27 protein-coding genes are annotated in these 26,704 nt (G+C 72.4%); 22 read left to right on the top strand and 5 right to left on the bottom strand.

Annotation, left to right across the window (positions count from 1 at the left end; all coding sequences use genetic code 11):
* The first annotated feature begins 12 nt into the window (after nt 1-12).
* Genes ACIQE0_RS19540 through hisF form a run of 7 tightly spaced genes read left to right on the top strand, consistent with a single transcriptional unit; the run spans nt 13 to nt 4,487 of the window.
* Nucleotides 13-1,137: a histidinol-phosphate transaminase gene (locus ACIQE0_RS19540; protein WP_402333667.1), complete on the top strand. Its 1,125-nt coding sequence runs from the start codon at nt 13-15 to the stop codon at nt 1,135-1,137.
* Nucleotides 1,134-1,739: an imidazoleglycerol-phosphate dehydratase HisB gene (gene hisB / locus ACIQE0_RS19535; RefSeq protein ID WP_366331774.1), complete on the top strand. Its 606-nt coding sequence runs from the start codon at nt 1,134-1,136 to the stop codon at nt 1,737-1,739. Before ACIQE0_RS19540 ends, hisB begins: the two co-directional genes overlap by 4 nt.
* Complete coding sequence (locus ACIQE0_RS19530; RefSeq protein WP_366331775.1) at nt 1,739-1,903, top strand: hypothetical protein; 165 nt, start codon at nt 1,739-1,741, stop codon at nt 1,901-1,903. The genes hisB and ACIQE0_RS19530 overlap by 1 nt, the downstream gene beginning before the upstream one ends.
* Nucleotides 1,894-2,547 carry an imidazole glycerol phosphate synthase subunit HisH gene (gene hisH / locus ACIQE0_RS19525; RefSeq protein WP_384098903.1) on the top strand — a complete coding sequence of 218 codons (654 nt, stop codon included), beginning with the start codon at nt 1,894-1,896 and terminating at the stop codon, nt 2,545-2,547. Before ACIQE0_RS19530 ends, hisH begins: the two co-directional genes overlap by 10 nt.
* A gap of 5 nt (nt 2,548-2,552) precedes the next feature.
* Entirely contained in the window at nt 2,553-3,275 is a 723-nt protein-coding gene (gene priA, locus ACIQE0_RS19520; protein WP_366331777.1) for a bifunctional 1-(5-phosphoribosyl)-5-((5-phosphoribosylamino)methylideneamino)imidazole-4-carboxamide isomerase/phosphoribosylanthranilate isomerase PriA, read from the top strand.
* A gap of 38 nt (nt 3,276-3,313) precedes the next feature.
* Nucleotides 3,314-3,724, top strand: coding sequence for a Rid family hydrolase (locus ACIQE0_RS19515; RefSeq protein WP_366331778.1), 411 nt, complete (start codon nt 3,314-3,316; stop codon nt 3,722-3,724).
* Between the two features lie 7 nt (nt 3,725-3,731).
* Nucleotides 3,732-4,487 carry an imidazole glycerol phosphate synthase subunit HisF gene (gene hisF / locus ACIQE0_RS19510; RefSeq protein WP_366331779.1) on the top strand — a complete coding sequence of 252 codons (756 nt, stop codon included), beginning with the start codon at nt 3,732-3,734 and terminating at the stop codon, nt 4,485-4,487.
* Nucleotides 4,488-4,569: 82 nt separating this feature from the next.
* Here hisF and ACIQE0_RS19505 read toward each other — a convergent pair whose 3' ends face one another.
* The 3 genes from ACIQE0_RS19505 to ACIQE0_RS19495 are packed head-to-tail and all read right to left on the bottom strand — an operon-like array spanning nt 4,570 to nt 8,047.
* Complete coding sequence (locus ACIQE0_RS19505; protein WP_366331780.1) at nt 4,570-5,313, bottom strand: succinate dehydrogenase/fumarate reductase iron-sulfur subunit; 744 nt, start codon at nt 5,311-5,313, stop codon at nt 4,570-4,572.
* Nucleotides 5,310-7,286, bottom strand: coding sequence for a fumarate reductase/succinate dehydrogenase flavoprotein subunit (locus tag ACIQE0_RS19500; RefSeq protein ID WP_402333660.1), 1,977 nt, complete (start codon nt 7,284-7,286; stop codon nt 5,310-5,312). Before ACIQE0_RS19500 ends, ACIQE0_RS19505 begins: the two co-directional genes overlap by 4 nt.
* A 2-nt stretch (nt 7,287-7,288) precedes the next feature.
* Nucleotides 7,289-8,047: a succinate dehydrogenase gene (locus ACIQE0_RS19495; RefSeq protein ID WP_402333657.1), complete on the bottom strand. Its 759-nt coding sequence runs from the start codon at nt 8,045-8,047 to the stop codon at nt 7,289-7,291.
* Between the two features lie 95 nt (nt 8,048-8,142).
* On the opposite strand from ACIQE0_RS19495, the gene ACIQE0_RS19490 reads away from it, so the two are divergent.
* Nucleotides 8,143-9,042: a LysR family transcriptional regulator gene (locus tag ACIQE0_RS19490; RefSeq protein WP_384098914.1), complete on the top strand. Its 900-nt coding sequence runs from the start codon at nt 8,143-8,145 to the stop codon at nt 9,040-9,042.
* 47 nt (nt 9,043-9,089) lie between these two features.
* Here the strand turns inward: ACIQE0_RS19490 and ACIQE0_RS19485 are convergent, their stop codons facing one another.
* Both ACIQE0_RS19485 and ACIQE0_RS19480 read right to left on the bottom strand, forming a co-directional pair.
* Nucleotides 9,090-9,722 (bottom strand): TIGR03085 family metal-binding protein, encoded by a 633-nt coding sequence (locus ACIQE0_RS19485; protein WP_366331784.1) that lies wholly within the window; start codon nt 9,720-9,722, stop codon nt 9,090-9,092.
* Between the two features lie 52 nt (nt 9,723-9,774).
* Nucleotides 9,775-9,951, bottom strand: coding sequence for a hypothetical protein (locus ACIQE0_RS19480; RefSeq protein WP_402333653.1), 177 nt, complete (start codon nt 9,949-9,951; stop codon nt 9,775-9,777).
* A gap of 32 nt (nt 9,952-9,983) precedes the next feature.
* On the opposite strand from ACIQE0_RS19480, the gene hisI reads away from it, so the two are divergent.
* From hisI to ACIQE0_RS19410, 14 genes are all read left to right on the top strand, one after another.
* Nucleotides 9,984-10,379: a phosphoribosyl-AMP cyclohydrolase gene (hisI, locus tag ACIQE0_RS19475; RefSeq protein ID WP_402333650.1), complete on the top strand. Its 396-nt coding sequence runs from the start codon at nt 9,984-9,986 to the stop codon at nt 10,377-10,379.
* Between the two features lie 11 nt (nt 10,380-10,390).
* The gene (locus tag ACIQE0_RS19470) at nt 10,391-11,926 is read left to right on the top strand and encodes an anthranilate synthase component I (protein WP_402333647.1); all 1,536 of its coding nucleotides are present in this window, start codon (nt 10,391-10,393) and stop codon (nt 11,924-11,926) included.
* Nucleotides 11,927-11,981: 55 nt separating this feature from the next.
* Nucleotides 11,982-12,635 carry a TIGR02234 family membrane protein gene (locus ACIQE0_RS19465; RefSeq protein WP_402333644.1) on the top strand — a complete coding sequence of 218 codons (654 nt, stop codon included), beginning with the start codon at nt 11,982-11,984 and terminating at the stop codon, nt 12,633-12,635.
* An 88-nt stretch (nt 12,636-12,723) separates the two neighbouring features.
* Nucleotides 12,724-12,966 carry an HGxxPAAW family protein gene (locus ACIQE0_RS19460; RefSeq protein ID WP_366331789.1) on the top strand — a complete coding sequence of 81 codons (243 nt, stop codon included), beginning with the start codon at nt 12,724-12,726 and terminating at the stop codon, nt 12,964-12,966.
* A 96-nt stretch (nt 12,967-13,062) separates the two neighbouring features.
* Complete coding sequence (locus ACIQE0_RS19455) at nt 13,063-13,545, top strand: DUF2752 domain-containing protein (RefSeq protein ID WP_402333641.1); 483 nt, start codon at nt 13,063-13,065, stop codon at nt 13,543-13,545.
* A 199-nt stretch (nt 13,546-13,744) separates the two neighbouring features.
* Complete coding sequence (trpC, locus tag ACIQE0_RS19450) at nt 13,745-14,554, top strand: indole-3-glycerol phosphate synthase TrpC (protein ID WP_366331790.1); 810 nt, start codon at nt 13,745-13,747, stop codon at nt 14,552-14,554.
* 36 nt (nt 14,555-14,590) lie between these two features.
* Nucleotides 14,591-14,761 carry a tryptophan biosynthesis modulator TrpM gene (gene trpM, locus ACIQE0_RS19445; protein WP_384098930.1) on the top strand — a complete coding sequence of 57 codons (171 nt, stop codon included), beginning with the start codon at nt 14,591-14,593 and terminating at the stop codon, nt 14,759-14,761.
* A 114-nt stretch (nt 14,762-14,875) separates the two neighbouring features.
* Nucleotides 14,876-16,147: a tryptophan synthase subunit beta gene (gene trpB, locus ACIQE0_RS19440; protein ID WP_366331791.1), complete on the top strand. Its 1,272-nt coding sequence runs from the start codon at nt 14,876-14,878 to the stop codon at nt 16,145-16,147.
* On the top strand, nt 16,147-16,986 hold the full coding sequence (gene trpA / locus ACIQE0_RS19435; RefSeq protein ID WP_402333637.1) for a tryptophan synthase subunit alpha: 840 nt from the start codon (nt 16,147-16,149) through the stop codon (nt 16,984-16,986). The genes trpB and trpA overlap by 1 nt, the downstream gene beginning before the upstream one ends.
* Before the next feature lie 77 nt (nt 16,987-17,063).
* Nucleotides 17,064-17,861, top strand: coding sequence for a thioredoxin domain-containing protein (locus tag ACIQE0_RS19430; protein ID WP_366331793.1), 798 nt, complete (start codon nt 17,064-17,066; stop codon nt 17,859-17,861).
* Nucleotides 17,862-17,970: 109 nt separating this feature from the next.
* Complete coding sequence (gene lgt / locus ACIQE0_RS19425) at nt 17,971-18,984, top strand: prolipoprotein diacylglyceryl transferase (RefSeq protein WP_402333634.1); 1,014 nt, start codon at nt 17,971-17,973, stop codon at nt 18,982-18,984.
* Between the two features lie 391 nt (nt 18,985-19,375).
* The gene (locus ACIQE0_RS19420; RefSeq protein WP_366331854.1) at nt 19,376-20,107 is read left to right on the top strand and encodes a VIT1/CCC1 transporter family protein; all 732 of its coding nucleotides are present in this window, start codon (nt 19,376-19,378) and stop codon (nt 20,105-20,107) included.
* Between the two features lie 298 nt (nt 20,108-20,405).
* Nucleotides 20,406-25,025 carry a glutamate synthase large subunit gene (gene gltB / locus ACIQE0_RS19415; RefSeq protein WP_402333631.1) on the top strand — a complete coding sequence of 1,540 codons (4,620 nt, stop codon included), beginning with the start codon at nt 20,406-20,408 and terminating at the stop codon, nt 25,023-25,025.
* Nucleotides 25,018-26,478 carry a glutamate synthase subunit beta gene (locus ACIQE0_RS19410; RefSeq protein WP_366331796.1) on the top strand — a complete coding sequence of 487 codons (1,461 nt, stop codon included), beginning with the start codon at nt 25,018-25,020 and terminating at the stop codon, nt 26,476-26,478. Before gltB ends, ACIQE0_RS19410 begins: the two co-directional genes overlap by 8 nt.
* Nucleotides 26,479-26,704: the final 226 nt, after the last annotated feature.

Here is a 26,704-nt window from a genome sequence, read left to right as displayed (position 1 = left end):
CCTGTGTCCCGTATGGACGAGCTTCCCATTCGGGACGAGCTGCGCGGCAAGTCCCCTTACGGCGCGCCGCAGTTGGACGTCCCGGTGCGTCTGAACACCAACGAGAACCCCTACCCGCTGCCCGAGCCGCTGGTGCAGCGGATCGCCGAGCGGGTCACCGAGGCCGCCCGCCACCTCAACCGCTACCCCGACCGGGACGCGGTCGAGCTGCGCACCGCGCTGGCCGGCTACCTCACCCGCACCGCCGGCCATGACGTCACCGCCGCCCAGGTCTGGGCCGCCAACGGCTCCAACGAGATCATCCAGCAGCTGCTCCAGACCTTCGGCGGCCCCGGCCGCACCGCGCTCGGCTTCGAGCCGTCGTACTCCATGCACGCGCTGATCTCGCGCGGCACCGGCACCGGCTGGATCTCCGGCCCGCGGGGCGACGACTTCCGCCTCGACGTCGAGGCGGCCACGGCGGCCATCGCCGAGCACCGCCCCGACGTGGTCTTCGTCTGCTCGCCGAACAACCCCACCGGCACCGCCGTCGACGCCGACACCGTCCTCGCGCTCCACGACGCGGCGCAGGCCGCCAGGGCCGGCACCGCCGGGGCGCTGGTGGTGGTCGACGAGGCGTACGGCGAGTTCAGCCACCACCCCTCGCTGCTGCCGCTGATCGAGGGCCGGCCCAACCTGGTGCTCTCCCGCACCATGTCCAAGGCGTTCGGCGCCGCCGGCCTGCGGCTGGGCTACCTCGCCGCCGACCCGGCCGTGGTCGACGCCGTCCAGCTGGTCCGGCTGCCGTACCACCTCTCGTCCGTCACCCAGGCCACCGCGCTCGCAGCCCTGGAGCACACCGACACGCTCCTGGCGTATGTCGAGCAGCTCAAGGACGAGCGGGACCGCCTGGTCACCGAACTGCGCGCGCTGGGCTGCCAGGTCGTCGCCTCGGACGCCAACTTCGTCCAGTTCGGCCTCTTCGACGACGCGCACGCCACCTGGCAGGCGATCCTCGACCACGGCGTGCTGGTCCGCGACAACGGCGTACCGGGCTGGCTGCGGGTCACCGCCGGCACGCCGGCCGAGAACGACGCGTTCCTCGACGCGGTGCGCGCGGTGCTCAAAGAACGCAGCCTGAAGGAGAACAAGCGATGAGCGGGGCGACCGCCCGCGTGGGGCGCGTGGAGCGCACCACCAAGGAGACCACGGTGCTGGTCGAGATCGATCTCGACGGCACCGGCCAGGTCGACGTCTCGACCGGCGTCGGCTTCTACGACCACATGCTCGACCAGCTCGGCCGGCACGGCCTCTTCGACCTGAAGGTCAAGACCGACGGCGACCTGCACATCGACACCCACCACACCATCGAGGACACCGCCCTCGCGCTGGGTGCCGCCTTCAGGCAGGCGCTCGGCGACAAGGTCGGCATCTACCGCTTCGGCAACTGCACCGTCCCGCTGGACGAGTCGCTGGCCCAGGTGACCGTCGACCTCTCCGGCCGCCCGTACCTGGTGCACACCGAGCCGGAGAACATGGCGCCGATGATCGGCACCTACGACACCACGATGACCCGGCACATCCTGGAGTCGTTCGTCGCCCAGGCCCAGATCGCGCTGCACGTCCACGTGCCCTACGGGCGCAACGCGCACCACATCGTGGAGTGCCAGTTCAAGGCGCTGGCCCGGGCCCTGCGCTACGCCAGCGAGCACGACCCGCGGGCCGCCGGCATCCTCCCGTCCACGAAGGGTGCTCTGTGATGAACGGTCTGTCCACGGTCTTCATCCTCGTCGGCCTGTTCCTGCTCGGCGGCGTCTACTCGTTCTGGAAGCAGAAGCTCCCCAAGTCCGTGATCACCCTGCTCGCCATCGCCTCGGCGATGTGCCTGGTGGCCGGCGTGATGCGCCTGGAGGTGTGGAGTTGAGCACCGCGCAGGCCAAGAAGGTCGTCGTCTTCGACTACGGCTTCGGCAACGTCCGGTCCGCCGAGCGTGCGCTGGCGCACGTCGGCGCGGACGTGGAGATCACCCGCGACTACGACACCGCGATGAACGCGGACGGGCTGCTGGTGCCCGGCGTCGGCGCGTTCGCCGCGTGCATGCGCGGCCTGAAGGAGGCCCGCGGCGACTGGATCATCGGCCGCCGGCTGTCCGGCGGCCGCCCGGTGATGGGCATCTGCGTCGGCATGCAGATCCTCTTCGGCCGCGGTATCGAGCACGGTGTGGAGACCGACGGCCTCGACGAGTGGCCCGGCACGGTCGGCCCGCTCAAGGCCGAGGTGGTCCCGCACATGGGCTGGAACACCGTCCGCGCCGCCGACGGCTCGCGCCTGTTCGCCGGGCTGCCCGCCGACGCCCGCTACTACTTCGTGCACTCCTACGCGGTCCACGACTGGGAGTTGGAGCTCGGCAACGCCGCGCTCGCCCCGCCGAAGGTCACCTGGGCCACGCACGGCGAGCCGTTCGTCGCCGCGGTCGAGAACGGTCCGCTGTGGGCCACCCAGTTCCACCCCGAGAAGTCCGGCGATGCCGGTGCCCAGCTCCTGACCAACTGGATCGAGACGCTGTGAACGCTGTGAAGAAGCTTGAACTGCTGCCCGCCGTCGACGTCCGCGACGGCCAGGCCGTCCGCCTGGTGCACGGCGAGTCCGGCTCGGAGACCTCCTACGGCGACCCGTTGCAGGCCGCCCTGGCCTGGCAGACGGCCGGCGCCGAGTGGCTGCACCTGGTCGACCTGGACGCCGCCTTCGGCACCGGCGACAACCGCGCGCAGATCGCCGAGGTCGCCCGCTCCATGGACATCAAGGTCGAGCTGTCCGGCGGCATCCGCGACGACGACTCGCTGGCCGCCGCGCTGGCCACCGGCTGCACCCGGGTCAACATCGGCACCGCCGCGCTGGAGGACCCGGAGTGGGTCGCCAAGATCATCGCCGAGCACGGCGACAAGATCGCGGTCGGCCTGGACGTCCGCGGCACCACCCTGCGCGGCCGCGGCTGGACCCGCGACGGCGGCGACCTCTACGAGACGCTGGCCCGCCTGGACTCCGAGGGCTGCGCCCGCTACGTCGTCACCGACATCAACAAGGACGGCACGCTCCAGGGCCCCAACCTGGAACTGCTCAAGAACGTCTGCGCGGCCACCGACCGCCCGGTCGTCGCCTCCGGCGGCGTCTCCTCGCTCGACGACCTGCGGGCGATCGCCGCGCTGGTGCCGGCGGGTGTGGAGGGCTCCATCGTCGGCAAGGCGCTCTACGCGAAGGCGTTCACCCTCGAAGAGGCGCTGGCGGCCGTTTCGTAGGCCGCGGGTGCCGCAACCGGCCATAGGGAGGCGGCGTGATGAGCATCGAGCGCGTACGGACCGACAGTCCCTGGGAAGAGACCATTGGCTTCGCACGTGCGGTGGCGGCCGGTGACCGGGTCCTGGTCGCCGGCACCATGCCGCTGGTCGGCGGCGTCCTCCAGGGCGAGGGTGATCCCTACGTCCAGACCCAGGTCGCCTTCGGGAACGCGCTGGCGGCGCTGAAGCCCTTCGGGCTGGGCGCCGCCGAGGTGGTGCGCACCCGGATGTACCTGACCCACCTGCGGGACGCGGACGCCGCCGCCCGCGCCCACCGCGAACTGTTCGAAGCCGCCCCGCCCGCCGCGACCCTGGTCGTGGTCTCCGGTTTCGTCGACTCCCGGGTCCTGGTGGAAGTAGAACTAGAAGCGTTCCGGGACCCGTCCCGGAACACCGAGCGAGAGGGCTGAAGACGACATGACCCTGGCGGTCCGCGTCATTCCCTGCCTGGACGTCGAAGGCGGCCGCGTCGTCAAGGGCGTCAACTTCCAGAACCTCCGCGACGCCGGGGACCCGGTCGAGATGGCGAAGGTCTACGGCGAGGAGGGCGCCGACGAGCTGACCTTCCTCGACATCACCGCCTCCTCCGGCAACCGCGAGACCACCTACGACGTGGTGCGCCGCACCGCCGAGCAGGTCTTCATCCCGCTGACCGTCGGCGGCGGGGTGCGCACCGCCGAGGACGTCGACAAGCTGCTGCGGGCCGGTGCCGACAAGGTCGGGGTCAACACCGCGGCGCTCGCCCGCCCGGAGCTGATCAAGGAGATCGCCGAGCGGTTCGGCCGCCAGGTGCTGGTCCTCTCCGTCGACGCCCGCCGCACCGCGAGCGGATCGTTCGAGGTCACCACGCACGGCGGCCGCCGCTCGGCCGGTGTCGACGCCGTCGAATGGGCGCACCGGGCCGCCGAGTTGGGGGCCGGCGAGATCCTGCTCAACTCCATGGACGCCGACGGCACCAAGGACGGCTACGACGTCGAGATGATCGAGGCGGTCCGCAAGCACGTGAGCGTCCCGGTCATCGCCTCCGGCGGCGCCGGCAAGCTCGCCGACTTCGCGCCCGCGGTGGCCGCCGGCGCCGACGCGGTGCTGGCCGCCTCCGTCTTCCACTTCGGCGACCTGCGCATCGGCCAGGTCAAGGACGCGCTGCGGGAGGCCGGCCACCCGGTGCGGTGACCGGCGCGGCCCGCGCCCGTACGGCAGGGGCCCCCTCCGCGGTCTGCGGAGGGGGCCCCGTCGGGTGCCAGTGGCCCTCGGCTCAGCGCCGCTTGCGCGCCGCCCGGACGAACTCCCGGTTCATCCGCGTGATGCTGAACAGCGGGATGCCCTTGGGGCAGGCGGTGGCGCACTCGCCGGCCAGGGTGCAGCCGCCGAAGCCCTCCTCGTCCATCTGGGCCACCATGTCCAGCACCCGGGACGCGCGCTCCGGGGCGCCCTGCGGCAGCACGCCCAGGTGGTTGACCTTCGCCGAAGTGAACAGCATCGCCGCGCCGTTGGGGCAGGCCGCGACGCAGGCGCCGCAGCCGATGCACTCGGCGTGCTCGAAGGCGAAGTCGGCGTCCGGCTTCGGCACCGGCGTGGCGTGCGCCTCGGGGGCGGCGCCGGTCGGCGCGGTGATGTAGCCGCCGGCCTGGATGATCCGGTCGAAGGCCGAGCGGTCGACGACGAGGTCCTTCACGACCGGGAAGGCCGCCGCCCGCCACGGTTCGACGTCGATGGTGTCGCCGTCCTGGAAGGACCGCATGTGCAGCTGGCAGGTGGTGGTCCGCTCCGGGCCGTGCGCCTCGCCGTTGATGACGAGCGAGCAGGCGCCGCAGATGCCCTCGCGGCAGTCGTGGTCGAAGGCGACCGGGTCCTCGCCGTTGAGGATCAGCTCCTCGTTGAGGGTGTCGAGCATCTCCAGGAAGGACATGTCCGGGGAGATGCCGTCCACCTCGTAGGTGGACATGGCGCCGTCGGCGTCGGCGTGCCGTTGCCGCCAGACGCGCAGGGTGAGCCTCATGTGTAGCTCCGCTGGGTGGGGTGGACGTACTCGAAGACCAGGTCTTCCTTGTGCAGGGTGGGGGCGGCGCCGGCACTGCGCTCACCCGGGGGACGGTCCCCGGAGCCCGGATACTCCCAGGCGGCGACGTAGGAGAACGCCTCGTCCCGGCGGGCGGCCTCGCCGTCCGGGGTCTGCGACTCCTCGCGGAAGTGGCCGCCGCAGGACTCGGCGCGGTGCAGCGCGTCCAGGCACATCAGCTCGGCGAGCTCCAGGTAGTCGACGATCCGGTTGGCCTTCTCCAGCGACTGGTTGAACTCCTGGCCGGTGCCGGGGACCTTGATGCGCCGCCAGAACTCCTCGCGGATCTGCGGGATCCGGTCCAGCGCCTTGCGCAGCCCCTCCTCGGTGCGGGCCATCCCGCAGTACTCCCACATGAGTTCGCCGATCTCGCGGTGGAAGGAGTCGGGGGTGCGGTCGCCGTCGACGGCGAGCAGCAGGTGCAGCCGGTCCTCGGTCTGGGCCAACACCTCCTGGACGACGGGGTGTTCGGCGCCCACCCGCTCCCGGTGCGGATTGCGCGCCAGGTAGTCGTTGACCGTGGCGGGCAGCACGAAGTAGCCGTCGGCCAGGCCCTGCATCAGCGCGCTGGCGCCCAGGCGGTTGGCGCCGTGGTCGGAGAAGTTGGCCTCGCCGATCGCGAACAGGCCCGGGACGGTGGTCTGGAGGTCGTAGTCGACCCACAGGCCGCCCATCGTGTAGTGCACGGCCGGGTAGATCCGCATCGGCACCCGGTACGGATCCTCGTCGGTGATCCGCTGGTACATGTCGAAGAGGTTGCCGTACTTGGCCTCGACGGCCTCGCGCCCCAGGCGCTCGATCGCGTCGGCGAAGTCCAGGTACACGCCCTGGCCGCCGGGGCCGACGCCGCGGCCCTCGTCGCAGACGTTCTTCGCGGCCCGGGAGGCGATGTCCCGGGGCACCAGGTTGCCGAACGAGGGGTAGCTGCGCTCCAGGTAGTAGTCGCGCTCGTCCTCGGGGATCTCGCTCGGCGGGCGGGCGTCCCCCTTCGCCTTCGGCACCCAGATCCGGCCGTCGTTGCGCAGCGACTCGCTCATCAGCGTCAGCTTGGACTGGTGGTCGCCGGTGCGCGGGATGCAGGTCGGGTGGATCTGGGTGAAGCAGGGGTTGGCGAAGTAGGCGCCGCGGCGGTGCGCCCGCCAGACCGCGGTGGCGTTGGAGTTCATGGCGTTGGTCGACAGGTAGAAGACGTTGCCGTAGCCGCCGGAGGCGAGCACCACCGCGTCCGCGAAGTAGGGGGTGACCTTCCCGGTGATCAGGTCGCGGGCGACGATGCCGCGGGCCCGCCCGTCGACGACGATCAGATCGAGCATCTCGGTGCGCGGGTGCAGCTCGACGGTGCCGGCCGCGATCTGCCGGGACAGCGCCTGGTAGGCGCCGAGCAGCAGCTGCTGGCCCGTCTGGCCGCGGGCGTAGAAGGTGCGGGAGACCTGCACGCCGCCGAAGGAGCGGGTGTCGAGCAGCCCGCCGTACTCGCGGGCGAACGGGACGCCCTGGGCGACGCACTGGTCGATGATCTCGACGGATATCTGGGCCAGCCGGTGGACGTTGGACTCCCGGGCGCGGAAGTCGCCGCCCTTGACGGTGTCGTAGAAGAGGCGGTGGACGGAGTCGCCGTCGTTGCGGTAGTTCTTCGCCGCGTTGATACCGCCCTGCGCGGCGATGGAGTGGGCCCGGCGCGGGGAGTCCTGGTAGCAGAACTGGACGACGTGGTAGCCCTGTTCGGCGAGGGTGGCGCCGGCCGAGCCGCCGGCCAGTCCGGTGCCGACGACGATCACCGTGTGCTTGCGGCGGTTGGCCGGGTTGACCAGCTTGGCCTCGAAGCGGCGGGTGTCCCAGCGCTCGGCGACGGGGCCGGCGGGGGCCTTGCTGTCGACGACCGGTTCCCCGGTCGTGAAGTCGGTGTAGGTCATGGTCAGCGCACCAATCCGGTCATGACGCCCACGGGGACGGCGATGAAGCCCAGGGTCAGCACCAGCGCGAGCACGTCGGCCAGCGTCTTCAGGAGGCGGTCGCGGGTGCGGCTGCCGACGCCGAGGGTCTGCGCGGCGCTCCAGAAGCCGTGCCGGACGTGCAGCCCGAGGGCGAGCATCGCGACGAGGTAGATGACGTTGCCGTACCAGGTGGAGAAGGTGTCCACGACGTTCTGGTACGGGTGGCCCTCCTGGAATCCGCCCGGGTGCACGGTGCCGGTCGTCAGGTCCAGGATGTGCCAGACGATGAACAGGCCGAGGATGATCCCGCCCCAGCGCATGGTGCGGGTGGCGTAGCTCGCCCGCCGCTTCTTGTGCACATACGCGGTCGGGCGGGCCCGGATGTCGCGGCGGCTGAGCTGGTACGCGGAGACCGCGTGCGCGAGGACCGCGGCGACCAGGACGACGCGGACCAGCCACAGCGTCCACTCGTAGTGCATGAAGGGCTCGCCGACGGTGCGCAGCCAGTGCCCGTAGCGGTTGAACTCCTCGGGCCCGAAGAAGATCTTCAGGTTGCCGATCACGTGGGCGACCAGGTACAGCAGCATGAGCACGCCGCTGGCCGCCATCACCGTCTTCTTGCCGACGGTGGAGTCCCACAGGGCGCGCCCGCCCGGCGCCCGGCCGCCGCCGCCGACGGAGCGCGGGCGTGCGCTGTTCTTCTTGGGCGGCCGTCGGTCCGTCCGCGTTGCCAGTGCCATGGCTCCAGACGCTAGGGCCGAAGGACCCGATCGGTCCAAGACATGGTCCGGCTGATCTCGATAGGCTGGTCCTATCGTGGCTCTATAGTCGGCCCATGCAGCTGCAGCAGCTCCGCTACTTCACGGCCGTCGCCGACACCCGCCACTTCACCCGCGCCGCCGAGCGCGAACACGTCGCCCAGCCCTCGCTCTCCCAGCAGATCCGCTCCCTGGAACGGGAGTTGGGCGCCGAGCTCTTCCACCGCGCCCGCGGCCACATCACCCTCACCGACGCCGGCGAGACCCTGCTGCCGCTGGCCCGCCGGATCCTCGCCGACACCGAGACCGCCCGCCGCGAGGTCCAGGAGGTCGCCCAGCTGCGCCGCGGCCGGCTCCGCCTCGGCGCCCCGCCCAGCCTCTGCGCCAGCCTCGTCCCCGACGTGCTGAGCGCCTTCCACGCGGCCTACCCCGGCGTCGAGCTGATCGTCACCGAGGACGGCTCCCAGGACCTCGTCCGGGCCCTGGCCGACGGCGCCCTGGACCTCGCGCTGATCATCACGCCGCTGCCCGGCCAGGCCCCGGCGCTGGCCACCGCGGAGCTGCTGCGCGAGGAACTGGTGGTGGTCTCCGCCCCCGACCGCCCGGCACCGGTGACCGGCCGGCGTACCCGGATCCGCGTCGAGGACCTGCGCGGGCGGCCGCTGGCGATGTTCCGCCGCGGCTACGACCTGCGGGAGTTCACCACCGCGGCCTGCCGCGCGGCCGGCTTCGAGCCCACCTTCACCGTCGAGGGCGGCGAGATGGACGCGGTCCTCGGCTTCGTCCGCGCCGGACTCGGCATCGCCGTCGTCCCCAGCATGGTCGCCGCCCGCTCCGGCCTGCGCGTCACCCCGTTCGCCACCCCCGCCATGCACCGGGTGGTCTCGGTCGCGCACCGCGGCGACGTCTCACCCCCGCGCGCCGCCCGCGAACTGGACCGCATCCTGCGCGCGCACCTGGCCGACGGCGCGCGCTGACCGGCGCCGGTACCGGCGCCGGTCCCAGGGGAGCCGCAGCTCCTCGGTCACACCCCCAGCGACGCCGCCCGCAGCTTCGCCACCGCGTCCTCGTCGCCGTCCAGCTCCACCTTGGCCACGTCCTGCCGGCCGCAGGCGAACAGCGTCAGCTCGCCCGGCTCACCGGTGACCGTCACCACCGGAGCGCCCCGATGCGCCACCACGGTCTGCCCGTCCGGCCGCCGCAGCACCACTCCCACCGGCGCCTTCCGCCCCAGCACCCGGGCCGCCCGCTCCAGCCGCACCCACAGCGCGTCCGCGAACACCGCGTCCAGCTCGCGCGGCGTCCAGTCCGGCTGGGCCCGCCGCACGTCCTCGGCGTGGACGTAGAACTCCACGGTGTTGGACGCCTCGTCCACCTGCTTCAACGCGAACGGCGACATCTTCGGCGGCCCCGACCTGATCAGCTGGATCAGCTCCTCGTACGGCTTCGCCGCGAACTCCGCCTGCACCCGCTCCAGCCGCGCCGCCAGTGGCTTGAGCACGATCCCCGCGGACGCGTCGGTCCGCCGCTCGCGGACCACCACGTGCGCGGCCAGATCCCGCGTCGTCCAGCCCTCGCAGAGCGTCGGTGCCTCGGGGCCCGCGCTCTCCAACAAGTCCGCCAGAAGGAGCCGTTCACGCTTCGCATGGGTCGACATACCGCCAGCCTACGACCGCCCCGCACGCCCCGCCACGGCGCGGGCGCCGCCCTCAGCCCCGCAGCACCATCAGCGCCACCACCACCGCGGCCACCAGCGCCGCCGCGAACACCGCCACCATCACCCGCACCGCGACCCGCGCCACCTGGTCCGGGGCCGGCGGCGGGGGCGCGGCAGGGGGCGTCGCGGTGGAGCCGGTGCGTGCGTCCGGCGGCGGCTGCTGGTCCATCCCAGCAGCATGCCGCACGGCACAATGGACCCATGACCAGCAGCCGCGTCACCGAGCCCCGCTCCTCTTCCTCCGCCCTGGACCCGGCCGTCGCCGCCCGCCTCAAGCGCGACGCCGACGGCCTGTTCCCGGCCATCGCCCAGCAGTACGACACCGGCGAGGTGCTGATGCTCGGATGGATGGACGACGAGGCGCTGCACCGCACCCTCACCACCGGCCGCTGCACCTACTGGTCCCGCAGCCGCCAGGAGTACTGGGTCAAGGGCGACACCTCCGGGCACGTCCAGCACGTCAAGTCGGTCGCCCTGGACTGCGACGCCGACACCGTCCTGGTCAAGGTCGACCAGGTCGGCGCCGCCTGCCACACCGGCACCCGCACCTGCTTCGATGCCGACGTTCTGGTGATCGGGCCCAGCGCCGACCAGTAGGCTCCGCTGCCATGACCACGGGAACCACCGGCACCGCAGCACCGGACCTCGACAGCTTCCGCACGCTCGCCAAGGACCGACGGGTCATCCCCGTCACCCGGCGCCTCCTGGCGGACGGCGACACCCCCGTCGGCCTCTACCGCAAGCTCGCCGCCGAGCGCCCCGGCACCTTCCTGCTGGAATCCGCCGAGAACGGCCGTACGTGGTCGCGGTACTCCTTCATCGGCGTCCGCAGCGCCGCCACCCTGACCACCCGCGACGGGCAGGCGCACTGGCTCGGCACCCCGCCGGTCGGCGTCCCCACCGACGGCGACCCGCTCGCCGCGCTGCGCGCCACCGTCGAGGCCCTGCACACCCCCCATGACCTCGTCGAGGGCGAGGGGCTGCCCCCGTTCACCGGCGGCATGGTCGGCTACCTCGGCTACGACGTCGTGCGCCGCCTGGAGAAGGTCGGCGAGCACGCCACCGACGACCTCGGCCTGCCCGAACTCACCATGCTGCTCACCTCCGACCTCGCGGTCCTGGACCACTGGAGCGGCACGGTCCTGCTGATCGCCAACGCGATCAACCGCAACGACCTGGAGTCCGGCGTCGACGAGGCCTACGCGGACGCGGTGGCCCGCCTGGACGCCATGGCCGAGGACCTCGCCCGCCCCGCCCCCGCCAGTGCGGCCGCGCTCCCGCCGTCCGCGGTGCCCCCGTACACCGGCAAGTGGGGCGCGGAGTCCTTCATGGCCGCCGTCGAGGACGTCAAGGAGCGCATCCGGGCCGGCGAGGCGTTCCAGGTGGTGCCCTCGCAGCGGTTCGAAACCCCGTGCACGGCAAGCGCGTTGGACGTCTACCGGGTGCTGCGGGCGACCAACCCCAGCCCCTACATGTACCTCTTCCGCTTCGAGGGCGACGACGGCCGCCCCTTCGACGTGGTCGGCTCCAGCCCCGAGGCGCTGGTGAAGGTCGAGAACGGCCGGGCCATGGTGCACCCGATCGCCGGCACCCGCCCGCGCGGGGCGACCGTCCAGGAGGACCAGGCGCTCGCCGACGAGCTGATGGCCGACCCCAAGGAGCGCGCCGAGCACCTGATGCTGGTGGACCTGGGCCGCAACGACCTGGGCCGGGTCTGCGAGCCGGGCAGCGTCGAGGTGGTCGACTTCATGTCCGTCGAGCGCTACAGCCACGTGATGCACATCGTCTCCACGGTCACCGGCACGGTCGCCGAGGGCCGCACCGCCTTCGACGTGCTCACCGCCTGCTTCCCCGCCGGCACCCTCTCCGGCGCCCCCAAGCCGCGCGCCCTGCAGATCATCGAGGAGCTGGAGCCGACCCGGCGCGGCCTCTACGGCGGCTGCGTGGGCTATCTGGACTTCGCCGGCGACTCCGACACCGCCATCGCCATCCGCACCGCCCTGCTGCGGGACGGCACCGCCTACGTCCAGGCCGGCGCGGGCATCGTCGCCGACTCCGACCCGGCCGCCGAGGACACCGAGTGCCGCAACAAGGCCGCCGCCGTCCTCCGCGCCGTCCACACCGCCAACCACCTCGGGAAATGACCCGCCGCACCCCCGCCCGCCGGTCCGCCGGGGCCGGTGGGCGATAGTGGTGTGCGTGAGTGCCGCACCCCAGCCCCGTACCGACACCGCGCCGGCCGCCGCCCCGGCCCGGCCCGCGCGCAGCGCCATGCGCTCCCTCGCCCTGGCGCTGCTGCTCGGCGCCGTCGGCGCCAGCCTGGCGCTGCTGGCCTCCGGCCGCATCTGGGCCACGGGCACCGCGCTGCTCGCCCAGGGCGAGCTGCCGCGCACCGTGACCGGCAGCGATGTGACCGGGGTGCCCGGCGCGCTGGCGGTGGTCGGGCTGGCCGCCCTGGTCGCCGTCTTCGCGGTCCGCCGGGCCGGCCGGATCGTGGTCGCCGCACTGCTCGCCCTCAGCGGCCTGGGCGTCGCCGTCGCCGCCGCGCTCGGCAACGCCGACAACACCGCGCTGCGCGAGAAGGCCGCCGACGCGGTCGGCCTGGCCGGCGCCGATGTGCATCACGTCACCCACACCGGCTGGCCCTGGGTGGCCGCCGCCGGCGGTCTGCTGCTGTTCCTCGCCGGGGTGCTGGCCCTGGTGTTCGGCCGCTCCTGGCCTGGGATGTCGGGCCGCTACGAGCGCACCCCCGCCGGCGCCCGCGGGCCGCGGCGCGCCCCGGCGGCGCCGGACCTGGACCGCCCGGAGGAGATCTGGAAGTCCCTGGACCGCGGTGAGGACCCCACCCGGTAAAAGGGTTCCGCCCGGCATCGGTGACAATGGACGACGACTTACTCCCGCGCTCGGACCCCGGCGCGACTTCAGCTACGAGGAGCACTCCATGTCGAGCAGTGGCCACGGACACACCCCCGCCGCCTGGACCGGCGTCATCATCGCGTTCATCGGCTTCTGTGTGGCCGGTGCCTTCATGGTGTTGGCCAACGTGGCCGGTTTCTGGGCGGGCATCGTGCTGATCTTGGCTGGTGCCCTCGTGGGTGGCCTGATGCGCGCTGCCGGTCTCGGCCAGGAGCCCAAGCGCTCCGCCAAGCCCGTCCCGGCCACGGTCCAGCCGCAGGAAGGCTGAGCCCCGCTCGCCGAGAAGCCTCGAAGGCGCCGCTTCCCGCCCCGTACGGTGGCCGAGAAGCTGCGCCTTCTCCCGTCCGGTAGCACCATCGGCACCGTGAGTGATCCCGTGCTCCCGCTGCGACCGGACGCACCCGGGCCCGGCCGCCCCGCTCCCGCCCGGGGCCCGGCCCGACCGACCGGCCCGCTGCGCCGCCTGGCCGCACCGGTCGGCACCCTGGCCGCGGTGGCCGCCGCCTTCACCTGGGTCGGCCTCGTCGACCCCGGCGAACCGGGCCACTACCCGGTCTGCCCGCTGCTGCACCTCACCGGCCTGCTCTGCCCGGCCTGCGGCGGACTGCGCAGCGCGCACGCCGTCGCGCACGGCGACCTCGCCGCGGCGCTGACCGCCAACGCCCCCGCGGTGGCCGGCTACGCCGCGTTCGCGCTCTTCTGGCTGGTCTGGCTGACCCGTGCGGCGCGCGGTCTGCCCACCGCGGGACCGCGCCCCCGGCCGGTCCACTGGTGGGCGCTCGGCGCCCTGCTGCTGGCCTTCACGCTCGTCCGCAACCTCCCCCTCGGCGCCGGACTGCGGCCGTGACCGAGGCCGCGGCCGGACCCCGCCACCGCCCCGCGGGCGATCCGTCGGGTATCCCGGAGATGTCCAGGTCGTGGGACCGCGGTCAACCGGATGCGGGACCTCCACCCAGTGGCGGATACCATCGGAGTACCGGTCGGGATTTCGGTGAGATCCCACCCGCCGGTGTCCACCTCCACCGTCCAAGAAGGAGGCCGCTCGGGTGAGCGTGCTCGATGAGATCATCGACGGAGTCCGCGCCGACCTCGCCGAGCGGCAGGCGCGCGTCAGCCTCGACGAGCTCAAGGAGCGGGCCCGCAAGGCGCGCCCCGCCAAGGACGGTGCCGCCGCGCTGAAGGGCGACGGCGTCCGCGTGATCTGCGAGGTCAAGCGCTCCAGCCCCTCCAAGGGCGCGCTGGCCGCGATCGCCGACCCCGCCGGCCTGGCCGCCGACTACGAGGCGGGCGGCGCCTCGGTGATCTCCGTGCTCACCGAGCAGCGCCGGTTCGGCGGCTCGCTCGCCGACCTGGAAGCGGTCCGCGCCAAGGTCGACATCCCGGTCCTGCGCAAGGACTTCATCGTCACCGCCTACCAGCTCTGGGAGGCCCGTGCCTACGGCGCCGACCTCGCCCTGCTGATCGTCGCCGCGCTGGAGCAGGAGGCCCTGGTCTCGCTGATCGAGCGGGCCGAGTCGATCGGGCTGACGCCGCTGGTCGAGGCGCACGACGAGGACGAGGTCGCCCGCGCGGTGGCCGCCGGCGCCCGGATCATCGGGGTCAACGCCCGCGACCTCAAGACCCTGGAGGTCGACCGCGGCACCTTCACCCGGGTCGCCCCCGAGATCCCCGACCACATCGTCAAGGTCGCCGAGTCCGGCGTGCGCGGCCCGCACGACCTGATCGCATACGCCAACGACGGTGCCGACGCCGTCCTGGTGGGCGAGTCGCTGGTCACCGGCAAGGACCCCAGGACCGCGGTCGCCGACCTGGTCGCGGCCGGCTCGCACCCGGCGATCCGGCACGGCCGGGACTGACCACCGGATCCCTCTGACGACAGGGCACACACCGACATGACCGCCGTCCCCCGCCGCCCCGAGGCCCGGCTCTCCGCGCTGCCCTCGTGGCACCGCGGCTGCCGGGCCCCGGCCCGGCGCGTCCGGGGACGCCGGGTCCGGTACCACATCGGCTCCGAGCCGGGGCAGATCAACGGGATGCGATGGCGTCCGGGGACCGCGCGCTGACGCGTCCCCGTCATCCGGCGGCGTACGCGGGCACTGCGCGCAGCGGCTCACGTCATCGTCATCCCCGCATCACCGGACCTCCGGGGCGGTATGCCCCGGTCGAGGAGTGCCCAGATGTCCTCCGAACGTTCCCGTTTCTTCCTTCCCGACGAGGAAGGCCAAGTCCCCAGCGCCGAGGGCTACTTCGGCGCGTTCGGCGGCAAGTTCATCCCCGAGGCGCTGGTCGCCGCGGTGGACGAGGTCGCCGCCGAGTACGAGAAGGCCAAGTCCGACCCGGCGTTCGCCGCCGAGCTCGACGACCTGATGGTCAACTACACCGGGCGGCCCAGCGCGCTCACCGAGGTGCCGCGGTTCGCCGAACACGCCGGCGGGGCCCGGGTGTTCCTCAAGCGCGAGGACCTCAACCACACCGGCTCACACAAGATCAACAACGTGCTGGGCCAGGCGCTGCTCACCAAGCGCATGGGCAAGACCCGGGTCATCGCCGAGACCGGCGCCGGCCAGCACGGCGTGGCCACCGCCACCGCCTGCGCCCTCTTCGGCCTCGAATGCACCATCTACATGGGCGAGGTCGACACCAAGCGCCAGGCGCTCAACGTCGCCCGGATGCGGATGCTCGGCGCCGAGGTCATCGCCGTGAAGTCCGGCAGCCGGACCCTCAAGGACGCCATCAACGAGGCGTTCCGCGACTGGGTCGCCAACGTCGACCGGACCCACTACCTCTTCGGCACGGTCGCCGGCCCGCACCCCTTCCCGGCCCTGGTCCGCGACTTCCACCGGGTCATCGGCGTCGAGGCCCGCCGCCAGATCATCGAGCGCGCCGGCCGGCTGCCGGACGCCGCCGTCGCCTGCGTCGGCGGCGGCTCCAACGCCATCGGCCTCTTCCACGCCTTCCTGCCCGACGCCGACGTCCGCCTGATCGGCTGCGAGCCCGGCGGCCACGGCATCGAGACCGGCGAGCACGCCGCCACCCTCACCGAGGGCACCCCCGGCATCCTGCACGGCTCCCGCTCCTACGTCCTCCAGGACGAGGACGGCCAGATCACCGAGCCGTACTCGATCTCGGCCGGCCTGGACTACCCGGGCATCGGCCCCGAGCACGCCTACCTCAAGGACGTCGGCCGCGCCGAGTACCGCGCGGTCACCGACGACGCGGCGATGCAGGCGCTGCGGCTGCTGTCGCGGACCGAGGGCATCATCCCGGCCATCGAGAGCGCCCACGCGCTGGCCGGCGCCCTGGAGGTCGGCCGGGAACTGGGCCCCGACGGCCTGCTGTTGGTGAATCTCTCCGGGCGCGGCGACAAGGACATGGACACCGCCGCCCGCTACTTCGGGCTGTACGACACCGCGGACGAGGCGTCCGGGACCGGCGAGGGGGACAAGTGATGGCGGACAACGCGGGCAACATCGAACTGCTGGCATCCGTGCTGGCCCAGGCCAAGGCGGAGGACCGGGCGGCGCTGGTCGGCTACCTGCCGGCCGGCTTCCCCACCGTCGAGGGCGGCATCCGCGCGATGACCGAGATGCTCGACGGCGGCTGCGACATCGTCGAGGTCGGGCTGCCGCACAGCGACCCGGTCCTGGACGGTCCGGTCATCCAGACCGCCGACGACATCGCGCTGCGCGCCGGCATCCGGATCACCGATGTGATCCGCACGGTCCGCGAGGTGCACGCCGCCACCGGCGCCCCGGTGCTCTGCATGACGTACTGGAACCCGGTCGACCGCTACGGCGTCGAGCGGTTCGCCGCCGACCTGGCCGAGGCCGGCGGCGCCGGCTGCATCCTGCCGGACCTCCCGGTCGAGGAGTCCGAGGTCTGGCGGAAGGCCGCCGAACAGCACGGCCTGGCCACCGTCTTCGTGGTCGCGCCGAGCAGCCGGGACGAGCGGCTCGCCAAGATCACCGCGGCCGGCAGCGGCTTCGTCTACGCCGCCTCCCTGATGGGTGTCACCGGCACCCGCGAGTCCGTCGGCCGGGAGGCGGAGGACCTGGTGGCCCGCACCCGCGCCACCACCGATCTGCCGGTGTGCGTCGGGCTCGGGGTCTCCAACGCGGAGCAGGCCGCCGAGGTGGCCCGCTTCGCCGACGGCGTGATCGTCGGCTCGGCGTTCGTCAAGTGCCTGCTGGCGGCCGACGGCGACCTTGACACCGGGCTCACCGAGGTCCGGGCGCTGGCCGGCCGACTGGGCGACGGGGTGCGCCGGCACGGCGCCGCGCGCGACTGACCCACCGGATAGCTCGATAGAGCGAACCTCGGAGCGGAGGGGTGCGGCTGCGCCCCTCCGCTTCGTTGTCCACGGGCGTGAACCAGAAGAACCATGACGGAAAGAGCAGCGCCCGCGAGCGGCTGCAGGCACAGCGTGACAAGGAGAAGACCCGCACCCGGCGGGTCCGCCAGGCGGTCGTCGGCGGAGCGGTGGTGGCGGCGCTCGCGGTGGCCGGCGGGATCGCCGTCTGGGTGTCCTCCGGAGGCGGCTCCGGCAGCACCGCCGACAACGAGATCGCCCTCCCCAAGCAGGCCAGCGACGGCGACAAGCCCGCCGTCCCGGTGGGCGCGGCCGGCGCCCCCTCCACCCTCACCGTCTGGGAGGACTTCCGCTGCCCGGCCTGCCAGCAGTTCGAGACCGGCTTCCGCCCGGTGATCCACGAGCTCCAGAACTCCGGCCAGCTGCGGACCGAATACCACCTCGCCACCCTCATCGACGGCAACGCCGGCGGCACCGGATCGCTGAACGCCGCCAACGCCGCCCTGTGCGCCCAGGACGCCGGGAAGTTCCGCGAGCTCCACGACGTCCTCTACTCCCACCAGCCGCCCGAGCAGCAGGACCGCTTCGGCGACAAGAAGTACCTGATCCAACTGGCCGGCAAGGTCCCGGGCCTGGTGACCGACACCTTCACCAGCTGCGTCAAGAAGGGCCGGTACGACGGCTTCGTCCGCAAGTCCAACGCCGCCTTCGCGAACGCGGGCTTCCGCGGCACGCCGACGGTGCTGCTCAACGGCAAGGACCTGGCCCAGGTCAAGGGCGGCCGGCTCACCCCCGCCGACCTGAAGAAGATGGTCCTGGACGCCAACAAGGGCAAGCGGCCCGGTCAGGGCTGACCCGCCGGGCGCGGCCGGTACGGGCCGTCGCCCGAGCGGGGCTGTTACGCAGCCGTTGCCGGGCTGGGTTGTGGTCAACCCGGCCCGGCGCGGTAGCGTCGGTCCTGCCATGGACCTCGCATTCATTCCCAGCCCGCCGACCGGTGTCGTCCATCTCGGCCCGATCCCGCTGCGCGGCTACGCGTTCTGCATCATCATCGGCGTATTCGTCGGCGTCTGGCTCGGCAACAAGCGCTGGGTACAGCGCGGCGGCCGCTCCGGCACCGTTGCCGACATCGCCGTGTGGGCGGTGCCCTTCGGCCTGGTCGGCGGGCGTCTGTACCACGTCATCACGACGTACGAGCCGTACTTCGGCGAGAACGGCCACCCGCTCGACGCCTTCAAGGTGTGGCAGGGGGGCCTCGGCATCTGGGGCGCGGTGGCGCTGGGCGCGCTCGGCGCCTGGATCGGCTGCCGCCGCCGCGGTATCCCGATGCCGGCCTACGCCGACGCGCTGGCGCCCGGCCTCGCCATCGGCCAGGCGATCGGCCGCTGGGGCAACTGGTTCAACCAGGAGCTCTACGGCAAGGCCACCGACGTCCCGTGGGCGCTGAAGATCAACCCGGACCCGGCCATCGGGCGCATCGGCGGCACCTACCACCCCACGTTCCTCTACGAGTCGCTGTGGTGCCTGGGCGTCGCGGCGCTGGTGATCTGGGCGGACAAGCGTTTCCGGCTGGGCCACGGCCGGGTGTTCGCGCTCTATGTCGCCGCCTACTGCGCCGGCCGCGCCTGGATCGAGTACATGCGCGTCGACGAGGCGCACCACATCCTGGGCCTGCGGCTGAACGACTGGGTCTCGCTGTTCGTCTTCATCCTGGCCGTCGTCTACATGGTCGTCTCCGCGAAGAAGGCCCCGGGGCGCGAGGAGATCGTCGAGCCGGAGTGGCAGCTCGGCGAGGGCGCCCAGGACGGTGCCGGGACCGCCGAGGGGGCGGAGGCCGCCAAGGGCGCGAAGGACGCCGAGTCGGCCAAGGGCACCGAGAGTGAAGAGGCGGGGGCGAGGGCCGCGGACGACGAGCCCGAGGGCTCCGCGTCCGGCTCCGCCAAGACCGCCGGGAGTTCCGGCGGCACGACGTCCTGACGCCGCAACCGGCCACCCTCCGACCGGAGCGCCGGGCGGACCCGCTCACCGCGGGACCGCCCGGCGCTTCGCTGTCTCCGCGGGCGGTCGACGCGGGGCGTGCGGGGTGGACCGTCCCCGCACGCCCCGCGTCGAGCCGACGGTTCGCCAACTGGACGTCGGGAGCGCCCGGTTGACCTCTGTGGTCGGACGTCGCCGGAGGCCCCCCAGCGCCTTGTGAGCCGGATCACGGTCTCCCTATCTCGATAAAACCGCAGGTCAGCGGGGTAAGTACGGCCTTCCTTGCTAGCGGAGCAGGGCAATTCGCGCATAGCTTCGAGGGGTTGAAGGGGAAAGTGCCGCCCTCGGCCCACGCCCCGCAGAGCAAGGAGCAGGACCTGATATGTCGGTCATGGAGATCATGGATGCCGCCGCGACGACGCACGTGGCGCACCGCGACAACCACACCCACCGGGATGTCAACGGGGGCTGGCTCCGCCCCGCCGTCTTCGGTGCGATGGACGGCCTGGTGTCCAACTTCGCGCTGATGACGGGTGTGGCCGGCGGGGCGGTCTCGCACCAGACGATCGTGATCACCGGTCTGGCGGGGCTGGCGGCCGGCGCCTTCTCGATGGCCGCGGGGGAGTACACCTCGGTGGCTTCGCAGCGTGAACTGGTCGTCGCGGAGCTGGACGTCGAGCGGGCCCAGTTGCGCAAGCACCCCAAGGACGAGCAGGCGGAGCTGGCCGCCCTCTACGAGTCGCGCGGAGTGGAGCCCGAGCTCGCCCGGCGGGTCGCCGAACAGCTCTCCCGCGACCCCGAGCAGGCGCTGGAGATCCACGCTCGCGAGGAGCTGGGCATCGATCCGTCGGACCTTCCTTCGCCCATCGTTGCGGCCGTTTCCTCCTTCGGATCCTTTGCGCTGGGCGCGCTTCTGCCTGTCCTTCCCTTCCTGCTGGGCGCCAGTGCGCTCTGGCCCGCGGTGCTGCTGGCGCTGCTCGGACTCTTCGGCTGCGGTGCCGTGGTGGCGCGGGTGACGGCCCGTTCCTGGTGGTTCAGCGGGCTGCGTCAGCTGGGTCTGGGCGCCGCCGCGGCGGGCGTGACGTACGGGCTGGGCGCGCTGTTCGGAACGGTGGTGGGTTGACGTCCCATTCGGGTGATCGCATCATGGCCGCGTTACTCGGCGGTTTCGTTTTCTTGACGACCGGGCATAACCGCCTGGCGTCGCGGGCAATGTCGCTCGCCGGACGCCGCCGCAGAGGGCGGCCCGTTTCCGTCCGCGTTCCCAGAGATTCCGTCTCACCGCCGGTGCGGTGTCCGCATATTGGAAGGCATCTTTCGCTTTTCGGGAAGCGGGCCATCCTGTAACCTGCACGAACTTTCGCGGAGGGCCAACGTCGTCCCTCGGCACTACCTATGCCACGACGACGTTGGGAGAGCCGATGCGCCACGCGTCCACGCACTCCGCGACCACCAGCAGCGCCGCCGCCGCTTGGTCGCCCATGGACGGCCGCCCCGCCCGGCAGGGCATGTACGACCCCCGCGACGAGCACGATGCCTGCGGCGTCGGCTTCGTGGCCACCCTCACCGGCGAGGCCAGTCACGCCCTGGTCGAACAGGCCCTGACCGTGCTGACCAATCTGGAGCACCGCGGGGCCACCGGCTCCGAGCCCGACTCGGGCGACGGCGCCGGCATCCTGCTCCAGATCCCGGACGCGTTCCTGCGCGAGAACGTCACCTTCGAGCTCCCCGAGGCCGGCGCCTACGCCGTCGGCATCGCCTTCCTGCCGTACGACGCCCACGAAGCGGCCGCGGCCGTCTCGCGGATCGAGACGATCGCCGTGGAGGAGGGCCTGGAGGTCCTCGGCTGGCGGGTCGTCCCGGTCGCCCCGCAGCTGCTGGGCAACGGCGCCCGCGCCACCATGCCGGCCTTCTCCCAGCTGTTCGTCACCGACCGGAGGAGCACCGGGCTGGCGCTGGACCGCAAGGCGTTCGCGCTGCGCAAGCGGGCCGAGCGGGAGGCCGGGGTCTACTTTCCCTCGCTGTCCGCCCGCACGATCGTCTACAAGGGCATGCTGACCACCGGCCAGCTGGAGCCCTTCTTCCCGGACCTGTCCGACCGCCGGTTCGCCACCGCCATCGCCCTGGTCCACTCGCGGTTCTCCACCAACACCTTCCCGAGCTGGCCGCTGGCCCACCCGTACCGCTTCGTCGCGCACAACGGCGAGATCAACACCGTCCAGGGCAACCGCAACTGGATGCGGGCCCGCGAGTCGCAGCTGGCCAGCGGGCTGTTCGGCGACGGGGACGCCGAGAACCTCGACCGGCTGTTCCCGGTCTGCACCCCGGGCGCCTCCGACTCCGCCTCGTTCGACGAGGTCCTGGAGCTGCTCCACCTCGGCGGGCGTCCGCTGCCGCACGCGGTGCTGATGATGGTCCCCGAGGCGTGGGAGAACGCCACCGCCATGGACCCGGCCCGGCGGGCGTTCTACCAGTACCACTCCACGATGATGGAGCCCTGGGACGGCCCGGCCTGCGTCACCTTCACCGACGGCACCCAGGTCGGCGCGGTGCTGGACCGCAACGGGCTGCGCCCAGGCCGCTACTGGGTCACCGACGACGGCCTGGTCGTGCTCTCCTCCGAGGTCGGCGTCCTGGACATCGACCCCGCCAGGGTCGTCCGCAAGGGCCGCCTCCAGCCCGGCCGGATGTTCCTCGTCGACACCGCCGAGCACCGCATCATCGAGGACGACGAGATCAAGGCCCGGCTCGCCGCCGAGCACCCCTACCAGGAGTGGCTGGACGCGGGCCTGATCGGCCTGGCCGACCTGCCCGAGCGCGAGCACATCGTGCACACCCACGCCTCGGTCACCCGCCGCCAGCAGACCTTCGGCTACACCGAGGAGGAGCTGCGGGTCATCCTCGCCCCGATGGCCAAGACCGGCGCCGAGCCGATCGGCTCCATGGGCACCGACTCGCCGATCGCCGCGCTCTCCGAGCGCCCCCGGCTGCTCTTCGACTACTTCACCCAGCTGTTCGCGCAGGTCACCAACCCGCCGCTGGACGCCATCCGGGAGGAGCTGGTCACCTCCCTGATCTCCTCCCTCGGCCCGCAGGGCAACCTCCTCGCGCCCACCGCGGCCTCCTGCCGCAGCGTGACGCTGCCGTTCCCGGTCATCGACAACGACGAGCTGGCCAAGCTCGTCCACATCAACGCCGACGGCGACATGCCCGGCATGAAGGCCGTGACCCTCTCCGGCCTCTACCGGGTCTCCGGCGGCGGCCAGGAGCTGGCCGCCCGGATCGAGGAGATCCGCGCCGAGGCCGACGCCGCCATCGCCGACGGCGCCCGGCTGATCGTGCTCTCCGACCGGCACTCCGACGCCGAGCACGCGCCGATCCCGTCGCTGCTGCTGACCGCCGCGGTCCACCACCACCTCATCGCCACCAAGACCCGCACCCAGGTCGGGCTGCTGGTCGAGGCCGGCGACGTCCGCGAGGTGCACCACATCGCGCTGCTCATCGGCTACGGCGCCGCCGCGGTCAACCCCTACCTCGCGATGGAGTCCGTCGAGGACCTGGTCCGGGCCGGCACGTTCTTCCAGGAGGTGCCCGGCCTGGACACCGACACCGCCATCGGGAACCTCATCAAGGCGCTCGGCAAGGGCGTGCTGAAGGTGATGTCCAAGATGGGCATCTCCACCGTCGCCTCCTACCGCGGCGCGCAGGTCTTCGAAGCGGTCGGCCTGGACGAGGAGTTCGTCGCCACGTACTTCCAGGGCACCGCCACCAAGATCGGCGGCGCCGGTCTGGACGTCGTCGCCCAGGAGGTCGCGGCCCGGCACGCCAAGGCGTACCCGGCGTCCGGCATCACCGCCACCCACCGCGCCCTGGAGATCGGCGGCGAGTACCAGTGGCGCCGCGAGGGCGAACCGCACCTCTTCGACCCGGAGACCGTCTTCCGGCTCCAGCACGCCACCCGTACGCGTCGGTTCGACATCTTCAAGAAGTACACCGAACGAGTGAATGAGCAGGCGGAGCGGCTGATGACGCTGCGCGGCCTGTTCTCCTTCGCCTCCGGCCGCCCGGCCGTCCCCCTGGACGAGGTCGAGCCGGCCTCCGAGATCGTCAAGCGGTTCTCCACCGGCGCGATGTCCTACGGCTCGATCTCCCGCGAGGCCCACGAGACCCTCGCCATCGCCATGAACCAGCTCGGCGCCAAGTCCAACACCGGCGAGGGCGGCGAGGACCCCGAGCGCCTCTACGACCCGGCGCGCCGCTCCAGCATCAAGCAGGTCGCCTCCGGCCGGTTCGGCGTGACCTCCGAGTACCTCGTCAACGCCGACGACATCCAGATCAAGATGGCCCAGGGCGCCAAGCCCGGCGAGGGCGGCCAGCTGCCCGGCCACAAGGTCTACCCGTGGGTTGCCAAGACCCGGCACTCCACCCCCGGCGTCGGCCTGATCTCCCCGCCGCCGCACCACGACATCTACTCCATCGAGGACCTCGCCCAGCTCATCCACGACCTGAAGAACGCCAACCCGGCCGCCCGCATCCACGTGAAGCTGGTCTCCGAGGTCGGCGTCGGCACGGTCGCCGCGGGCGTCTCCAAGGCGCACGCGGACGTGGTCCTGATCTCCGGCCACGACGGCGGTACGGGCGCGTCCCCGCTCACCTCGCTCAAGCACGCCGGCGGCCCCTGGGAGTTGGGCCTGGCGGAGACCCAGCAGACGCTGCTGCTCAACGGCCTGCGGGACCGGATCGTGGTGCAGACCGACGGCCAGCTCAAGACCGGCCGCGACGTGGTCATCGCCGCGCTGCTGGGCGCCGAGGAGTTCGGCTTCGCCACCGCGCCGCTGGTGGTCTCCGGCTGCGTGATGATGCGGGTGTGCCACCTGGACACCTGCCCGGTCGGCATCGCCACCCAGAACCCGGTGCTGCGCGAGCGGTTCGGCGGCAAGCCCGAATTCGTCGTCAACTTCTTCGAGTTCATCGCCGAGGAGGTCCGCGAGCTCCTCGCCGAGCTGGGCTTCCGCACCCTGGACGAGGCCGTCGGCCATGCCGAGGTGCTCAACGTCGCCCGGGCCGTGGACCACTGGAAGGCCCAGGGCCTGGACCTCGCCCCGCTGCTGCACGTCCCCGACCTGCCCGACGGTGCGGTCCGCCACCAGAGCACCGTCCAGGACCACGGTCTGGCGAAGGCGCTGGACAACGAGCTGATCGAACTCGCCGCCGACGCGCTGGCCGCGGACACCGCCGAGTCCGCCCAGCCGGTCCGCGCCCAGGTCCCGATCCGCAACATCAACCGCACCGTCGGCACCATGCTCGGCCACGAGGTCACCAAGAAGTTCGGCGGCGCGGGCCTGCCCGACGACACCATCGACCTCACCTTCACCGGCTCGGCCGGCCAGTCGTTCGGCGCGTTCCTGCCCAGCGGCATCACCCTGCGCCTGGAGGGCGACGCCAACGACTACGTCGGCAAGGGCCTGTCCGGCGGCCGGATCGTGGTCCGCCCGGACCGCGGCGCGGACCACCTCGCCGAGTTCTCCACCATCGCCGGCAACACCCTCGCCTACGGCGCCACCGGCGGCGAGCTGTTCCTGCGCGGCCGGGTCGGCGAGCGGTTCTGCGTCCGCAACTCCGGTGCCACGGTGGTCTCCGAGGGCGTCGGCGACCACGGCTGCGAGTACATGACCGGCGGCGCCGCCGTCGTCCTGGGCGAGACCGGCCGCAACTTCGCGGCCGGCATGTCGGGCGGCTCCGCCTACGTCATCGACCTCGACCCGGCCAACGTCAACAAGGAACTGGCCGGCGCCGTCGCCCCGTTGGACGGCAACGACAAGCAGTGGCTGCACGACGTGGTGCGCCGCCACCAGGAGGAGACCGGCTCCACCGTGGCCGCCAGGCTCCTCGCCGAGTGGGATGCCGCCGCCGCGCGCTTCTCCAAGGTCGTCCCGCCCACGTACCAGGCAGTGCTCGCCGCCAAGGAAGCCGCCGAGCAGGCCGGGCTCTCCGAGTCCGCGACCCACGAGAAGATGATGGAGGCGGCGACCCATGGCTGACCCCAAGGGCTTTCTGAGCCACGAGCGCGAGCACGCCCAGACCCGCCCCGTCGAGGAGCGCGTCAAGGACTGGAACGAGGTCTACCGGCCCGGCGCCCTGCTGCCGATCATCACCAAGCAGGCGTCGCGCTGCATGGACTGCGGCATCCCGTTCTGCCACAACGGCTGTCCGCTGGGGAACCTCATCCCCGAGTGGAACGACTACGCCTACCGCGAGGACTGGACGGCGGCCAGCGAGCGGCTGCACGCCACCAACAACTTCCCGGAGTTCACCGGCCGGCTGTGCCCCGCGCCCTGCGAGGCGGCCTGTGTGCTGGGCATCAACCAGCAGCCGGTCACCATCAAGAACGTCGAGGTCTCCATCATCGACAAGGCGTGGGACGCCGGTGACGTCACCCCGCAGCCGCCCGAGCGGCTCTCCGGCAAGACCGTCGCCGTCATCGGCTCGGGCCCGGCCGGCCTGGCCGCCGCCCAGCAGCTGACCCGGGCCGGCCACACCGTGGCCGTGTACGAGCGCGCGGACCGCATCGGCGGCCTGCTCCGCTACGGCATCCCCGAGTTCAAGATGGAGAAGCGGCACATCAACCGCCGCATCGAGCAGATGCGCGCGGAGGGCACCAAGTTCCGCACCGAGGTGGAGATCGGCCGCGACATCGACGCGGCCAAGCTGCGCAAGCGCTATGACGCGGTGGTCATCGCGGCCGGCGCCACCACCTCCCGCGATCTGCCGGTGCCCGGCCGGGAGCTGAACGGCATCCACTTCGCGATGGAGTACCTGCCGCTGGCCAACAAGGTGCAGGAGGGCGACCTGACCGTCGCCCCGATCAGCGCCGAGGGCAAGCATGTGGTCGTCATCGGCGGCGGCGACACCGGCGCGGACTGCGTCGGCACCGCGCACCGCCAGGGCGCGGCGTCGGTGACCCAGCTGGAGATCATGCCCAAGCCGGGCGAGGAGCGGAACGAGGGCCAGCCCTGGCCCACCTTCCCCATGCTCTACAAGGTCACCTCCGCGCACGAGGAGGGCGGCGAGCGGGTCTACTCCGTCTCCACCACCCACTTCGAGGGCGACGAGGACGGCAACGTCCAGTGGCTGCACCTGATCGAGGTGGAGTTCACGGACGGCAAGCTGGAGCAGAAGCCCGGCACCGAGCGGAGGATCCCGGCCCAACTGGTCACCCTGGCCATGGGCTTCACCGGCACCGACCAGAAGAACGGCCTGGTCGAGCAGTTCGGTCTGGAGCTGGACGCGCGCGGCAACGTCGCCCGCGACGCGGACTTCGAAACCAACGTCCCCGGCGTCTTCGTCGCGGGCGACGCCGGCCGCGGCCAGTCGCTGATCGTGTGGGCCATCGCCGAGGGCCGCTCCGCCGCCCGCGGTGTGGACCGCCACCTCACCGGAGCCAGCGCCCTGCCGGCCCCGATCAAGCCGACGGACCGCGCCCTGACGGTGTGAGGGTCCGTCACCGGATGTCCCGTACAGCGTCGTACGGAGGCACGGGGACCGGGTGAGAGCCCGGCCCCCGTACAGCGGCGCCTGCCTCCTCCACCCCGACCGGAGGGCAGGCGCCGCACTGTCGTTCCGGGCGGCCGTTCACTCAACGCGCGGCGCCAGTGCCGCAGCAGGCGACGTTCGCCCCGTCGCGACGCCCGGCACGCACTCTCGCCGCACCGGCCGAAAG

Source organism: Streptomyces sp. NPDC093097 (genome assembly GCF_044754325.1).
Lineage (GTDB): Bacteria > Actinomycetota > Actinomycetes > Streptomycetales > Streptomycetaceae > Streptomyces.
This window is presented reverse-complemented; position numbering and strand designations above follow the sequence as displayed.